Origin of the sequence: Pseudomonas sp. NPDC087598 (genome assembly GCF_044743525.1) — a bacterium.
Classification (GTDB): Bacteria; Pseudomonadota; Gammaproteobacteria; order Pseudomonadales; family Pseudomonadaceae; genus Aquipseudomonas.
On record NZ_JBIUWQ010000024.1, the window covers coordinates 1 to 12,917 of the forward strand.

General features: G+C 60.2%; 14 protein-coding genes. 4 read left to right on the forward strand and 10 right to left on the reverse strand.

Annotated features, from left to right (window positions below):
* The coding region (locus ACIOWE_RS15015; RefSeq protein WP_401392663.1) for a hypothetical protein at nt 1-322 on the forward strand (322 nt) is incomplete at its 5' end.
* A gap of 167 nt (nt 323-489) precedes the next feature.
* Entirely contained in the window at nt 490-777 is a 288-nt protein-coding gene (locus ACIOWE_RS15020; RefSeq protein WP_401392666.1) for a hypothetical protein, read from the forward strand.
* 147 nt (nt 778-924) lie between these two features.
* Here the strand turns inward: ACIOWE_RS15020 and ACIOWE_RS15025 are convergent, their stop codons facing one another.
* From ACIOWE_RS15025 to ACIOWE_RS15060, 8 genes are all read right to left on the reverse strand, one after another.
* Nucleotides 925-1,794 (reverse strand): oxaloacetate decarboxylase, encoded by an 870-nt coding sequence (locus ACIOWE_RS15025; RefSeq protein ID WP_201238970.1) that lies wholly within the window; start codon nt 1,792-1,794, stop codon nt 925-927.
* 203 nt (nt 1,795-1,997) lie between these two features.
* A complete protein-coding gene (astA, locus tag ACIOWE_RS15030) occupies nt 1,998-3,032 on the reverse strand; it encodes an arginine N-succinyltransferase (RefSeq protein ID WP_401392669.1) in 1,035 nt (344 codons plus the stop codon).
* 61 nt (nt 3,033-3,093) lie between these two features.
* Nucleotides 3,094-4,110, reverse strand: a complete 1,017-nt coding sequence (locus tag ACIOWE_RS15035) for an arginine N-succinyltransferase (RefSeq protein ID WP_401392672.1) — start codon at nt 4,108-4,110, stop codon at nt 3,094-3,096.
* Between the two features lie 117 nt (nt 4,111-4,227).
* The gene (locus ACIOWE_RS15040; RefSeq protein WP_401392675.1) at nt 4,228-5,577 is read right to left on the reverse strand and encodes an APC family permease; all 1,350 of its coding nucleotides are present in this window, start codon (nt 5,575-5,577) and stop codon (nt 4,228-4,230) included.
* Between the two features lie 89 nt (nt 5,578-5,666).
* Nucleotides 5,667-6,419 (reverse strand): N-formylglutamate amidohydrolase, encoded by a 753-nt coding sequence (locus ACIOWE_RS15045; RefSeq protein ID WP_401392678.1) that lies wholly within the window; start codon nt 6,417-6,419, stop codon nt 5,667-5,669.
* Nucleotides 6,403-7,734, reverse strand: a complete 1,332-nt coding sequence (locus ACIOWE_RS15050) for a glutamine synthetase (protein WP_401392681.1) — start codon at nt 7,732-7,734, stop codon at nt 6,403-6,405. The genes ACIOWE_RS15045 and ACIOWE_RS15050 overlap by 17 nt, the downstream gene beginning before the upstream one ends.
* On the reverse strand, nt 7,731-8,375 hold the full coding sequence (locus tag ACIOWE_RS15055; protein ID WP_401392684.1) for an isochorismatase family cysteine hydrolase: 645 nt from the start codon (nt 8,373-8,375) through the stop codon (nt 7,731-7,733). Before ACIOWE_RS15055 ends, ACIOWE_RS15050 begins: the two co-directional genes overlap by 4 nt.
* A gap of 2 nt (nt 8,376-8,377) precedes the next feature.
* Nucleotides 8,378-9,232, reverse strand: coding sequence for a MurR/RpiR family transcriptional regulator (locus tag ACIOWE_RS15060; protein ID WP_201238963.1), 855 nt, complete (start codon nt 9,230-9,232; stop codon nt 8,378-8,380).
* 330 nt (nt 9,233-9,562) lie between these two features.
* Here ACIOWE_RS15060 and ACIOWE_RS15065 point away from each other — a divergent pair, with 330 nt between their 5' ends.
* Together ACIOWE_RS15065 and cobF are read left to right on the forward strand one after the other, a co-directional pair.
* A complete protein-coding gene (locus ACIOWE_RS15065) occupies nt 9,563-10,132 on the forward strand; it encodes a histidine phosphatase family protein (RefSeq protein ID WP_401392687.1) in 570 nt (189 codons plus the stop codon).
* Nucleotides 10,132-10,887, forward strand: a complete 756-nt coding sequence (cobF, locus tag ACIOWE_RS15070; protein ID WP_401392690.1) for a precorrin-6A synthase (deacetylating) — start codon at nt 10,132-10,134, stop codon at nt 10,885-10,887. The genes ACIOWE_RS15065 and cobF overlap by 1 nt, the downstream gene beginning before the upstream one ends.
* Before the next feature lie 160 nt (nt 10,888-11,047).
* On the opposite strand, the gene ACIOWE_RS15075 is transcribed toward cobF, so the two are convergent.
* Nucleotides 11,048-12,229 (reverse strand): acetyl-CoA C-acetyltransferase, encoded by a 1,182-nt coding sequence (locus tag ACIOWE_RS15075; RefSeq protein ID WP_401392693.1) that lies wholly within the window; start codon nt 12,227-12,229, stop codon nt 11,048-11,050.
* An 11-nt stretch (nt 12,230-12,240) separates the two neighbouring features.
* Nucleotides 12,241-12,906 carry a CoA transferase subunit B gene (locus tag ACIOWE_RS15080; protein WP_201238959.1) on the reverse strand — a complete coding sequence of 222 codons (666 nt, stop codon included), beginning with the start codon at nt 12,904-12,906 and terminating at the stop codon, nt 12,241-12,243.
* Nucleotides 12,907-12,917: the final 11 nt, after the last annotated feature.

Consider the following 12,917-nt stretch of genomic DNA (forward strand, 5'->3'; position numbering starts at 1 on the left):
GACACAGGTCATCTCCTTCGCGATGAGCAATGTGTCTATTAAAAAGTGTCCACCATGTGTCCGAACACCTGTCCACCATGTGTCCGGTACATACACTCCCGAAGGAGAGGGGACTGACCCTGTTGTTTGCGGTCAATCCGGCGACCTGAGCGATCGATTTGAATTCAAGATCCGATTCAGCGCGGTGCCTCACGTCGGCGTAGATCCCGACCATCCCCCAATCAGTTCCCTCTACCTCCGGGAGAGGGCTAGGGTCAGGGGCTTTTTTGTGGGAAAAGTGGAAGACGTGAGCGGCGCACAACTTTCCAAGACGTTTCGCTAAAGCCCTCACCACAGTGGGCTTTAAATACGTACAAAAATTAGCGAAATGTCTGACAGAGGCGCTCGTTGCACCTCTCTATCGCGGCACTTATAGTCTCGGCTCGCAGAAATCTCTGCGACGATCTTGGCCGGTCGAGTACAGGATCTAACCCATTTGGAGTGAATTCTATGACCGACCAAGTAATGCCTCGCTACCTCCCCATCGACACCTATGACGCCGATTCCCCGGTGCTCTTCATCAACACCCACACAGAACTCAGCGACATGGCCGCCTGTGCGATGCACCGGTTCGTCGTCGTGCGCGATCTGGCCGACACCTTGGCCAGTCTCAACCTCAAAGACATTTCCGATTGTGATCTGACGCGGGTGACCAGCGCGGTGCATCTGTTGATGCGCGAGGGTTGCGCGATTCTGAATGTGATTCAGGCGCGGGCGATGCAGAGGGAAGAGGCGTAAAAAACGCCGATTTAGCGGCGTAGCGGGTGGCATCATCGCTGGCAAGCCAGCTCCCACAGGGTTTGGTGTATGACCACTAATCTGCAGTTGGTCGCATAACCTGTGGGAGCCTGGCTTGCCAGCGAAGGCGTCAGCCCGGCCAACTTATTACTCCTTGACGCTCATGTATTCCTTGGCCCAGAGGATGTATTCCTCAGGCTGGGTATAGGTGTGCGTCAACTCGGTCGCGCTCAGGTCGGAAGCCTGGGTAAAGATCTGCCGCTGCTCGCGCAGGCTGTCGTAGGTTGCCTTGATTGCCGCAAAGTAAGCGCCATGCCCATCGATGGTCACACGCACGCCCAGTTCGGCCAGACGCTTGTCGTCACGCAGCGCCGGGTTGCCGTAGGTGACCAGCATCAACGGCACGGTGAGGTGTTCGGCGATCTGCTCAAGCTGATCGAAGTCCTGCACGCCAACCATGCAGATGCCGTCAGCGCCTGCGGCCTGATACTGGCGGGTGCGGCTGATGATTTCCTGGTTCGGCAGAATGCCGGCGTTGGTGCGGGCGATGATCGCCATTTCCGAGTCGACCCGGGCTTCCAGCGCCGCACGGATCTTGCCGACGCCTTCGGCGACCGAGATCAGGTCGGTCGATTTGCGCCCGAATTGGGCGGGCAGCAGGGTGTCTTCGATGGTCAGGGCAGCGACGCCGGCGCGCTCCAGTTCGACGATGGTGCGCATCACGTTGAGGGCGTTGCCGTAGCCGTGGTCGGCGTCGGCGATCACCGGCAACTGGGCAACGCGGCCAATGCGCGTGGCCTGTTCGGCGAACTCGCTGAGGGTGATCAGGGCAAAGTCCGGCGCGCCGAGCACCTGTAACGAGGCCACGGAACCGCCGAGAATCCCCACTTCAAAACCCAGGTCAGCGGCAATGCGTGCAGACATCGGGTCAAACACCGAAGCCGTGTGGTAGCAGGCGTCGGAGGCCAGCAGCTGACGGAAGTTACGGCGCAAATCTTGATGAGAAAGCCTGGTCATACGAGTTCCACCAATACAAAGGAATGGAAAGGCTTGAGCAAAGGTGTCAACGCCGAAGAGTGAAAAGGCTATCACGCGAATGGGTCAAGGATCATGACGAATTTGCAAGGCAGCGATTTGCCGATGAATCTTCTGCTGAAAGGATTCACCTTGGAAGGGGAAAATTTACCTGTGGCAAGGGAGGCAGGCTTGATCCCCGAGAATCAGGCGGCCACAGCCTGCTGCTGTTGATTGGGCAACATTACTGCCCTGACCGAATTGCCCGGTTGCAATTGCAAGCGTTTGGCCGTCAGGCGATCGATCACCAGGCTGCTGCCGACCCGACGCGCCCGCGCCACAGTGATGCGGCAGTTTTCCAGACGCCGGTTATGGATCAGCCACAGCGGCGCCTGTTCGTCCGGGCTGCCAAGGCTCAAGGTCAGTTCAAGGCTGTCACGTACCGTACGGATGTTGCGGATCGGCGCTTCAATCACCGGCCCACCGTCAAAAATGTCGATATAGCCCTTGTGAGTGAAACCTTCGGCCTGAAGAATTTTCAGCGCCGGCTCGGTGTTGGGATGTGCCTGACCGATCGCCGCCTGAGCCTGTTCAGTGAGCATGCAGGTATACAGCGGTTGGCGCGGCATCAGCTCAGCGATAAAGGATTTGTTGCCCAGCCCCGACAAGTGGTCGGCGTGGCTGAAGTCCATCTGAAAAAAGTGCCGACCCAGGCTGTCCCAGAACGGCGAACAGCCCAGTTCATCAGCACTGCCGCGCAGTTCGGCGATCATCTTTTCGCCAAACAGATGCGGAAACTCGGCGACAAACAGCAGGCGCCCCAAGGACAGCAGTCGCCCGTTACTGCCGTGACGATGGTCATGGCCCAAAAACAACGAGCACAACTCCGATTGGCCGGTCAGTTCATTGTTGAGAAACAGCGTTGGAATCTGCCGCTGAATACCCAGGTTCGGTGCCGAACTCACCGTCAAGCCAACGCGATAGTTGTACCAGGGTTCGCGCAAGCCGATCGCCCCGGCCATGGCGCTGACGCCGACCACGCGCATGTCATCATCTTCGAGCACGAACAGGTAGTCGGCGTCGGCGCGTTCCACCTGCTCGGCGAATGCGCGTTGCGCCCAGCGCACCCGGTGGGACAGGCGATCTTCATTGGCCGGCAGGGTGGTGAACCCTGGGCCGGCCTGTTTTACCAAGGCCATCAAGGCTGGCAGGTCGCTGACTTTAACCGGGCGGACAATCATGCTGTAACTCCTTCTGCGCGCCTGTTCGGGCACTGTCGTTGGGTGCGGAACCGGGCGCGGTTCACAGGGCAATCAGGCGGATCTGGCTGCCATCGGTCACGTTCAGCGCCGCACACATTGCAGGGGTGAGGGACAGCGGTTGATCGGGCTGGTAATCGAGTTCGGCGACGATGGCCCGGAAACCGTGGAGCGTGTCGTTGCTCAGCAGATAACGGCCACGCGCATCAATCTGTGGCTGTAGTCGTACTTCGGCGACCTGGCTACGGACGATCGAACGGATGTTCGTCGTGCGTGCGAACAGCGTCGGGCCGGCGTCGAACAGGTCGATGTAGCTGTTGGTTTCAAAACCTTCACGCTCAAGAATGTCGAAGGCTTCCTGGCCGTCCGGGTGGATTTTGCCAATACAGTCCTGCGCCGCTTGCGGCAGCATCGGCACGTAGATCGGGTATTGCGGCATCAGTTCGGCGAGGAACGTGCGGCTCTGCAACCCGCACAACCGCTCGGCTTCAACGTAGGGCAGATCGAAGAAATGTTTGCCCAGTGCATCCCAGAACGGCGAGTTGCCGTGCTCGTCGCTGTAACCGACGATTTCGGTGATCACTGCTTCGGCGAAGCGTTGCGCGTGAGCCGCGATGAACAGCAAGCGCGCCCGCGAGAGCAATTCGGAGAACGGTGTGCGCACCAGTGCCGCGTCGATGTGGAAGCCGCGCAGCAGGGTGTGATCGTTCAAGTCGTGGCACAACGACAGCGCCGGCACGCCGTGCTCGATGTTCAGTTCCCGCGAGGCACTGGTGAAGTGGCGGTTGCGCAGGCTGTAGAACGGCTCGTCGAAACCGGCGGTGGCAAGAATCTCCGAGCAGCCCAGCAGTCGCTGATTGTTCAGGTCTTCCAGCACGAAGAAGTAATTCTCCGGGCCCTGCGCCGCGGCGTCGCTGTCGAACGAGGCAGCGGAGCCGGCGATTTTCTCGCGCAAGCGGTCGCTGTCGTCCGGCAGGGAGGTCACGCCCACCAGACTGTCGCGGGCCAATTGTTGGAGCTGGGTCAGGTCAGTCGGTGCGACTGGGCGTAAGACCAGCATGGATGTACTCCTGTATCAAAAGGTTCGGCGAATCGCCGAACCTGACTATCACTGTCGGGGTCCACGCGTTAAATCGGCGGTCGCCTGATTTGTTGTCAGACGCCGCTCTTTTTCTTGTCAGCCGTTGCTCGGGTCAGGCAACGCGGTGCTGGTGCCGAGCTTGTTGAGGAAGAACAGGTACACCAGGCCCAGAGCAATCCAGATCAGGCCGAGTTTCTGCGCATCGACGCCCATGTTGTACATGATGGCCGCGACGATGATGAAGCCGATCACCGGGCAGATCAGGTGGCGCACAACCTGACCGGACTTTTGCCGACGCCAGTAGTAGTTGATCACGGTCAGGTGCAGCAGCATGAAACCGCTGAGTGCGCCGAAGTTGACCAGCGAGGTCAGGGTGTCGACCGAGTTGATGAACAGGTAGCAGATCACCAGCGACAGCACCGCCACCAGATAAATGCTCAGGTATGGCGTGTTGTGTTTTGGATGGACCTTGGCCAGCACTTTCGGCAGCTTGCCGTCGCGGGCCATGCCGAACAGCAGGCGCGAGACTGCGGCTTGCGAGGTGATCGCCACGGCCACGCCCCAGGCCAGTGCCGTCGCCACACCGGTCAGCGTCGCGAGCCAGCTGCCAGCGGCGATTTCGGCGATTTCATAGAACGCGGTGTCGGCGGACTTGAAGCCCATGCCGGCGGCCAGATCAGTGGCGATCCAGGTTTGCGCAACGAAAATCACGCCCATCACCACCAATGTGATCAACGCGGCTTTGCCGATGCTCTTGCCCGGGTCACCCTTGATTTCTTCGGCGAGGGTGGAAATCGCATCAAAGCCAAGGAACGACAGCACTGCAATCGATACCGCTTGCATCAACAGGGCGAAATTGAAGGTTTCCGGGTGATACAGCGGCGCCAGGGTCAGTTCACCGTTACCGCCGCCGTTGTACAGGGCGGTCCAGGCGTAGAACAGGAAGATCCCCAGTACGACCAGTTGCGCCAGCAGGAAAATGATGTTCATCCGTGCGGTGAAGGTGATGCCGCGCAGGTTGACGAAAGTCGCGCTGACGAGGAACGCGAGGATGAAGCCGACTTTCGGAATGTCCGGATACAAGTGGTTGAGCGCCATTGCCGCGTACACATACAGCAGCGGCGGAATCAGCAGGTAGTCGAGCAGCATCAGCCAACCGGCGATGAAACCGACGTGTTGGTTGAGGCCGCGTTGCGCGTAGGAGTACACGGAACCGGCAATCGGGAAAGCCTTGGCCATGCTGCCGTAGCTCAACGCGGTGAACAGCATCGCTACCATGCCGATGATGTACGCCAGCGGCACCATCCCCGGTGCCTCGGCGTTGACGTAGCCATACACACCGAACGGGGCGATGGGGATCATGAAGATCATCCCGTACACCACCAGATCGGTGAGGGTCAGGCTACGTTTCAACTCTTGCTTGTAGCCGAATTCTTCAATTTCCATGAAGCGCAACTCCTTGTCAGCCATCGATTGTTTTTTAGTTGTTCTATCGGTAATCCGTTATAGCGTCAGCAGTCTTACAGGCGTTTTTCTTACAGCAATGGCGCTAGATACCCAGCCCAGCGCGATACGTCTTCGGGGCTGCGCAGCAAGTCATTGCGCACCTCGATCAGTACTGAATCCAGACCACGGGCATCGCCGTGGACGGGCACGGTCATGTCGCCCAGCGGATCGATTTTGTACGGCTGGTTGCCGGCCACTTTCAACGGGTGTTGTTCGAGCCCGTCGAGCAAGCGCTGGGCATAGGCTCTGGCTTGGCCGAACAGCACGCCGATTTCCAGCGGGCGAGGCTGGCCGTAATACACCGGGGTGAAACTGTGAATCCCGACCACTCGCACCGGTTGCCCCTTGGCGATGCGCTCGTCGATCAGTGTCTGCAAACGCGCATGGAACGGTTTGAACAGCGTCTGCCGGCGGTATTCGCGCGTGGCCTCATCCAGCTCCCGGTTGCCCGGCACCTGATAGATCTCACTTTGTGCCGGAATGCTGTCGGGGGCATGCCGTGGGCGATTGAGATCGATCAGCAGCCGCGAATAGTTGGCGCTCAATAGAGTCGCGCCGAGTTGCTCCGACAATTGCTTGGCCAGTTGCAGCGCACCGATGTCCCAGGCGATGTGTTCACGGGCGGCGGCAGCGTCCAGGCCCAGATTGTTCAGGGCCTCGGGGATGTAACAACTGGCGTGCTCGCACACCAGAATCAACGGGTGCGTCGAGTCGGCGCGGCTCAGGTTGTAGACCGGTCGGGTGTACAACCCCAGCTCGGCGGATTCAGTACAGGCGTGCATAGTGCTCACACAAGTCGGCGGGCGAGAGCTGTTCCGTCAGCGCCAGTTCCTCGGTTTTCAGGGCGTAATACGTGTCGAGCAACGGCTTGGGCAGCCATTCGTTGAAGGCAGCGCTGTCGCGCAGGCAATCCAGTGCCTGAGCCAGCGAGCCGGGCAGGGCAACGATGCCCCGGGCCTGGCGTTGCTCGTCGTTGAGTGAATCGGGAATTTCATCGGTGATCGCGTTCAGCGCCAGACGCTGTTCGATGCCCAGGCGTCCGGCAATCAGCAGCGCGGCCATCGCCAGGTGTGGCGAGGCGGTGGCGTCCATGGCGCGGAATTCGAGGTTGAATTGCTTAGCTACGGGTTTGCCGCCGAGGGTCACGGTCGGGCAAATGCGCAGTGCTGCTTCACGGTTTTGCTGACCGAGGCAGGCGTAGGACGCGCTCCAGTGATGCGGCTGCAAACGCTCGTACGACACCGGCGTCGGCGCGGTGAACGCACACAGCGCCGGCAAGTAATGCAGGATGCCCGCCGCCCAATGCTGGCCGAGGGTCGACAGGCCATTGCTGGTGCCGGCGTCGTAGAGCATCGGCTGGCCGGCCAGATCGAGCAGGCTGACGTGCAGGTGCACGCCGTTGCACACCGCGTCTGCGGCCGTTTTCGGCGCGAAACTCAGGTCGAGGCCCATTTGCCGGGCGATCTCGCGGGTGATTTCGCGCACATTGACCGCACGATCGGCTGCGGCGACGCCAAGCGTCGGGCGGCAGGTGATTTCGTATTGATGCTTGCCGTATTCAGGCAGGAACATTTCCGGTTCGACGCCACCGGCACGCAAGGCACTGAGCAGCCAGCCACCGAATTCGGCGCCCTGACGCTGGGCTTCGAGGGAAAACGCCAGGTGTTGGGCAAAGCCTGCGTGCAGGTTGAACTCATGTTCGAACGCGGCGTTGACCTGCAAACCGAGTAGATCGCGATAACGTTCGATTTCGTCGCGCAACAGCGTGCGCGGGCAGGCGCCCCACGGCCGGCCGTCGGTTTCGCGGATATCACCGTGGATGAAGTCCAGCGCGGGCGCTTCGGCGGCCGGGCCGTTGCTGACGGTGACGCGGCTGCTCAGGTCGGGAATCAGGCGCAAGTCGCCATAGGCGCCCCACGGATTGGTCGAGGCAATGATGTCCTGAGGCGTCAACGCGCTGTTGGCCGGCACCCAGCCACAACCGGCGGCCTGGTAGTGTTCAAGTTCGTCGGTGGGAAACGAGCGGCCACGGGTGATGCCGATCAGATCGGTGGTGACGATGGTGGTCATCGGCAATGGCATCAGGCGTGCGCTCATGGCTGCATCTCCTGCAACCGGCCGAGCACGGTTTGCGTGTCGGTGATCCAGCAGTAGCCCTTGATCGCGTTGAGGCAGGCGTTGTGGCGTTCGGCGCTGTAGGTGGCGCAAGCGTCCTCGACCAGAGTCACCAGATAGCCGCGGTCGGCGGCGTCACGCACGGCCATGTCCACGCATTGGTCGGTGACAATGCCGGCGATGATCAGATGGCGGGTTTCGAGATTGCGCAGCACGTAGTCGATGTTGGTCGAGTTGAAGACCCCGGAAGAGGTTTTCGGCAGGACGATTTCATTTTCCACCGGGGTCAGGTCTTCGATGATCCGCGCCTGCACGCTGCCCTTGGGCAGATGCATATCCGACAGTTTGTGATCCAGCGAGCGGTCGCGGCCGTCGGCGGTCAGGCTTTCGATAATGGTATGGAGCACGTTCTGCCGTGCCTCGCGAAAGGCGCTGAGCAAACGTCGTTGATTGGGCACCACCTGCATGTGTGCACGGGTCAGGAAATACTCGGCGTCCGGGCCGTTCAGGTGCGGGTCGAACTGCGGTTCGAGCCAGGCACGCTGCATGTCCACCAACAACAACGCGGTGTGATCGGTGACAAAGGGCAAGTCCCGCGGCGAGCGGTGGGGAAGGCTGAACATCCTTATTTATCCTCCAGCAGGTGGGTGTTGAAGTCGTTGCGCAGGGCGTCGATGCCTTCCAGGCGATCGGCCAGATTGTCAGTGCGCAGGGTCAGGCAGGCGATCAGTGCTTCGACCTGTGCCAGCGCCGGCACCATGGTGTCGAACGGCGAGGCCGATTCCACCGGAGCGCTGATGATCAGGTCGGCCATTTCGCGCAGCGGCGAGGCGTAGATATCGGTGAACAGCACCACGCGTGCGTTATTGTTTTTCGCCGCGCTGGCGACGCGCAGGGCCTGGGTCTGATAGCGGCGGTAGTCAAACACCAGCACCACGTCCTGACGTTGCAGATCGAACAGCCGATCGGGCAGTTGCGCGTTGTCCTCCAGTGCAAAGCAACCGGGGCGCAGCAGGCGCAAGTGATTGAGCAGGTAAGTCGCCATCAGGCTGCTGAAACGTCCGCCGAAGCAATACACCTGATGCCGCGCATCGAGCAGCCAGTCGGTGAGGATGCGCACGTCTTCGGGTTGGGTCAGCGATTGGGTGTCGACCAGCAAGCGATGGCTGTCAGCCAGATAGTGGCTCCAGGCATCATCCTTGTGTTGTTGCGCACGAGGCTGCAACAACGTACGCGGCGAGCGCAGGCGATGGTCCATGTCGCTGAGCAGCGCATCCTGGAATTCGGCGTAGCCGCCAAAACCGAGTTTTTTTACCAGCCGCACGATGGTCGGATCGCTGACCCCGGCATGTTCGGCCAAGCGCGCCATTGGCCCCAGGCCGTTTCTTGGGTATTGATCCAGCAAGGCGCGCACGACTTTGCGTTCCGACGGCGTAAGATCGAGGCCGGGGTCGGTGATCAAGTCTCTGAGAGGGGGCATCCTGGCTCCTGCTGGATGGGTGTGTCGAATTCGCTTCACAATCCGTTAAAACAGTATTTATGTAACTGGCGTTACATGTCTAGTGAATTCTTTTTGCTGTTGAAAAGGCGCCAAAATGGAGCAAGACCCCTGTGTAACAAGGGCTACACCGAACTCGACAGGCTTTGTAGTCCATTGCCCGTAGCTGTGTCAGACATTGCCGTTTTTGCGCTTAAGTCACTTTTTCGCGACATTGCATCAAGTCCCCCTGAGCCCCCGGTTTACGGCACAATTGCCCTTGGTTCGGCATTGCGCCGTGGATTTTCATGACTCTCGACAGAGTGATCGATCGTGCAGACCACCCGTTTGACCCTGATGTGCCATGCGCGAACCGTCGCACAAAAACTGGCGTGTTTTCCTACGAATGAGCCTGTTGAAAATACCGACCTGGCGGCTGACTCGCTGGCCGTGCGGTTCGACTCCCCACGACGTCTGATCTGCGGCCCTGAGTTGCGCACTCGTCAGACGGCTCAGTGGTTCGGCACGGATGCGCAAGTCGACGAGGCGCTACGCGATTGTGACTGGGGCCGCTGGCACGGCCGGTCGATCAAGGATCTGCAGCGTGAGGAAGAGGCGGCGCTGCAGGCCTGGCTGGAAGATCCCCACGCCACGCCCCATGGCGGTGAGTCGGTTGCCGGACTTTGTGAGCGTGTTGCGGCTTGGCTGCAGAGTTTGCAAACCACGCCGGGCCATGTGGTGGCGGTCACCCATCCGTTTGTCATCCGCGCCGCGCTGATCCAGGTGATGCGCGGCTCAGCTTTTCATGACATTGATGTCGAACCATTGTCGGTGGTCGAATTGCGCTTTACCGGCCGCTGGCGATTGCGCTTGCCCGGTCTCGATCTTGAAGGAGCACGCTGATGAAACAATTATTGGTGATCGGCATCGGCGCCGGTAATCCGGACTACATCACGATGCAGGCGGTGAAAGCGCTGAACCGGGTGGATGTGTTCTTTCTGATGGATAAAGGTCAGAGCAAGGACAAACTGATCGATTTGCGTCGCGAAATCTGCGAGCGCTATATCACCGATCCCACGTACCGCTTCGCCGAAGCCCACAGCCCGGAGCGTGAACGCGGCGACGTGGACTACACCGCCAGCGTCGATGACCTGAACCGCGCCAAGCAGCAAACCTTCGAACGGCTGATCAATGACGAATTGTCTGACGGCGAGTGCGGCGGTTTTCTGGTGTGGGGTGATCCGGCGTTGTATGACAGCACTGTGCGTATTTTGCAGGCGATTCACGCGCAAGGCCGCTGTGCCTTTGAGTTTGAAGTGATCCCGGGGATTACCAGCGTTCAGGCGCTGGCCGCGCAGCACAAGGTGCCGTTGAACACGATTGGGCGTTCGGTGGAAATCACCACGGGGCGGCGGTTGGCGGCAGGCAAGGTCAGTGATGCGGACAGTCTGGTGGTGATGCTCGATGCCGAAGATTCCTACCACCATGTGGCCGATCTGCAGACAGACATTTACTGGGGGGCTTATCTGGGGACGCCGGATGAAATTCTCATCAGCGGCAAGCTGGGGGAGGTGGCGGATGAAATCGAGCGGGTGCGCAAGGCTGAACGGATTAAGCATGGCTGGATCATGGATACGTATTTGCTGCGCAAGCCTTAGATCTCAATGACCGGGCGGCCCTTTCGCGAGCAGGCTCGCTCCCACAGGGAATTGTGGTCGGTGCAACGATTGGGTCTGTTCTCTGTCCCCACGAGGGACTTTGTGCATGGGGCAGGCAGCGGGCGGATGTCGTGGATCCGCCCGCTGTCTGTATTGCTCGTTACACGCGTTGCAGCGCCAGGGCTACGCCTTGACCGCCACCGATGCACAGGGTCGCGAGACCCTTTTTCGCATCACGTTTGATCATTTCATGCAGCAGGGTCACCAGTACGCGGCAGCCCGATGCGCCAATCGGGTGGCCCAGCGCGATCGCGCCGCCGTTGACGTTGACCTTGTCCAGATCCCATTGCAGATCCTTGGCCACCGCCAGCGATTGCGCGGCGAAGGCTTCGTTGGCCTCGATCAGCTCGAGTTGGCCAATGTCCCAGCCAGCCTTGGCCAGGCAGCGACGGGTGGCCGAAACCGGGCCGATGCCCATGATCGCCGGGTCGACACCGGCGTTGGCGTAAGCGGCAATGGTCGCCAGCACAGGCAAGCCCAGCGCTTTGGCTTTCTCGGCGCTCATCAGGATCACCGCAGCAGCGCCGTCGTTCAGCGACGAAGCATTACCGGCAGTGACGCTGCCGTCCTTTTTGAACGCTGGACGAAGCTTGGCCAGTGACTCGGCAGTGGTGTCGCCACGCGGTTGTTCGTCAACCTTGAATGCCACCGGATCGCCTTTGCGCTGTGGAATCAGGATCGGCGTGATCTCATCGACAAAACGCCCGGCCTCGATGGCAGCAGCGGCTTTTTGCTGAGACGCGGCAGCGAAGGCATCTTGCTGTTCGCGGCTGATCTCGTATTTCTCGACCAGGTTCTCGGCGGTGATGCCCATGTGGTAATCGTTGAACGCATCCCACAGACCGTCGCTGATCATGGTGTCGACGATTTGTGCATGACCCATGCGCAAACCGGTGCGCGCACCTGGCATGACGTAGTTGGACAAGCTCATGTTTTCCTGGCCACCGGCGATGATCACCTCGGCGTCGCCGCAACGGATCGCCTGAGCACCGAGGTGCAGAGCCTTAAGACCCGAACCGCAAACCTTGTTCAGGGTCATGGCCGGTACGGCGTGGGGCAGGCCAGCCTTGATCGCGGCCTGACGCGCCGGGTTCTGGCCGGCGCCGGCAGTCAGCACCTGACCCATGATCACTTCATCCACTTGCGCACCGTCCAGGCCGGTCTGCTCGAGCAACTGACGGATCACCGCCGCGCCCAGATCCACCGCGGATACGCTGGCCAGGGAGCCCTGGAAACTGCCGATCGCGGTACGCGTGGCGGCAACAATGACGACATCTTGCATTTTCGAATTCCTCACTCGGCAGCGAACTGCATTTCCGGCACGTGATCCGGGACGATCAGTTTACCAGCGGTTTTGGCGACGATTTCCTCGACGCTGACGCCAGGTGCGCGTTCCTTGAGGACAAAAGCGCCATTCTCGATTTCCAGGTAGGCGAGGTCGGTCAGCACGCGCTTGATGCAGCCGGCGCCGGTCAGCGGCAGGCTGCACTTGGACAGGAGTTTCGACTCACCGTCCTTGGACGCGTGGGTCATGATGACGATGATGTTGTCGGCACCGGCCACCAGGTCCATGGCGCCGCCCATGCCCTTGACCAGTTTGCCGGGGATCATCCACGAGGCGATGTTGCCTTCGACGTCGACTTCGAACGCGCCGAGCACGGTCAGGTCGACATGGCCGCCACGGATCATCGCGAAGGACTCGGCTGAGTTGAAGATCGACGCGCCGATACGCGCGGTCACCGTTTGTTTGCCAGCGTTGATCATGTCGGCATCGATGGTTTCTTCAGTCGGAAAAGGGCCCATGCCGAGCAGTCCGTTTTCCGATTGCAGCATGACTTCCATGCCTTCGGGGATGTAGTTGGCAACCAGGGTCGGAATGCCGATACCGAGGTTCACGTAGTAGCCGTCCTGCATTTCGCGGGCGACGCGCTGAGCCATTTGTTCGCGGGAAAGTGCCATGTTTTTATTCT

What these genes read in the sequence shown, in the direction of transcription:
- ACIOWE_RS15045 (WP_401392678.1), bottom strand. Translation starts at nt 6,419, where the DNA reads ATGCACGCCTGTACTGAATCCGCCGAGCTGGGGTTGTACACCCGACCG.
- ACIOWE_RS15080 (WP_201238959.1), bottom strand. Translation starts at nt 12,906, where the DNA reads ATGGCACTTTCCCGCGAACAAATGGCTCAGCGCGTCGCCCGCGAAATG.
- ACIOWE_RS15075 (WP_401392693.1), bottom strand. Translation starts at nt 12,229, where the DNA reads ATGCAAGATGTCGTCATTGTTGCCGCCACGCGTACCGCGATCGGCAGT.
- ACIOWE_RS15055 (WP_401392684.1), bottom strand. Translation starts at nt 8,375, where the DNA reads ATGTTCAGCCTTCCCCACCGCTCGCCGCGGGACTTGCCCTTTGTCACC.
- ACIOWE_RS15060 (WP_201238963.1), bottom strand. Translation starts at nt 9,232, where the DNA reads ATGCCCCCTCTCAGAGACTTGATCACCGACCCCGGCCTCGATCTTACG.
- ACIOWE_RS15040 (WP_401392675.1), bottom strand. Translation starts at nt 5,577, where the DNA reads ATGGAAATTGAAGAATTCGGCTACAAGCAAGAGTTGAAACGTAGCCTG.
- ACIOWE_RS15020 (WP_401392666.1), top strand. Translation starts at nt 490, where the DNA reads ATGACCGACCAAGTAATGCCTCGCTACCTCCCCATCGACACCTATGAC.
- ACIOWE_RS15035 (WP_401392672.1), bottom strand. Translation starts at nt 4,110, where the DNA reads ATGCTGGTCTTACGCCCAGTCGCACCGACTGACCTGACCCAGCTCCAA.
- cobF (WP_401392690.1), top strand. Translation starts at nt 10,132, where the DNA reads ATGAAACAATTATTGGTGATCGGCATCGGCGCCGGTAATCCGGACTAC.
- ACIOWE_RS15025 (WP_201238970.1), bottom strand. Translation starts at nt 1,794, where the DNA reads ATGACCAGGCTTTCTCATCAAGATTTGCGCCGTAACTTCCGTCAGCTG.
- ACIOWE_RS15050 (WP_401392681.1), bottom strand. Translation starts at nt 7,734, where the DNA reads ATGAGCGCACGCCTGATGCCATTGCCGATGACCACCATCGTCACCACC.
- astA (WP_401392669.1), bottom strand. Translation starts at nt 3,032, where the DNA reads ATGATTGTCCGCCCGGTTAAAGTCAGCGACCTGCCAGCCTTGATGGCC.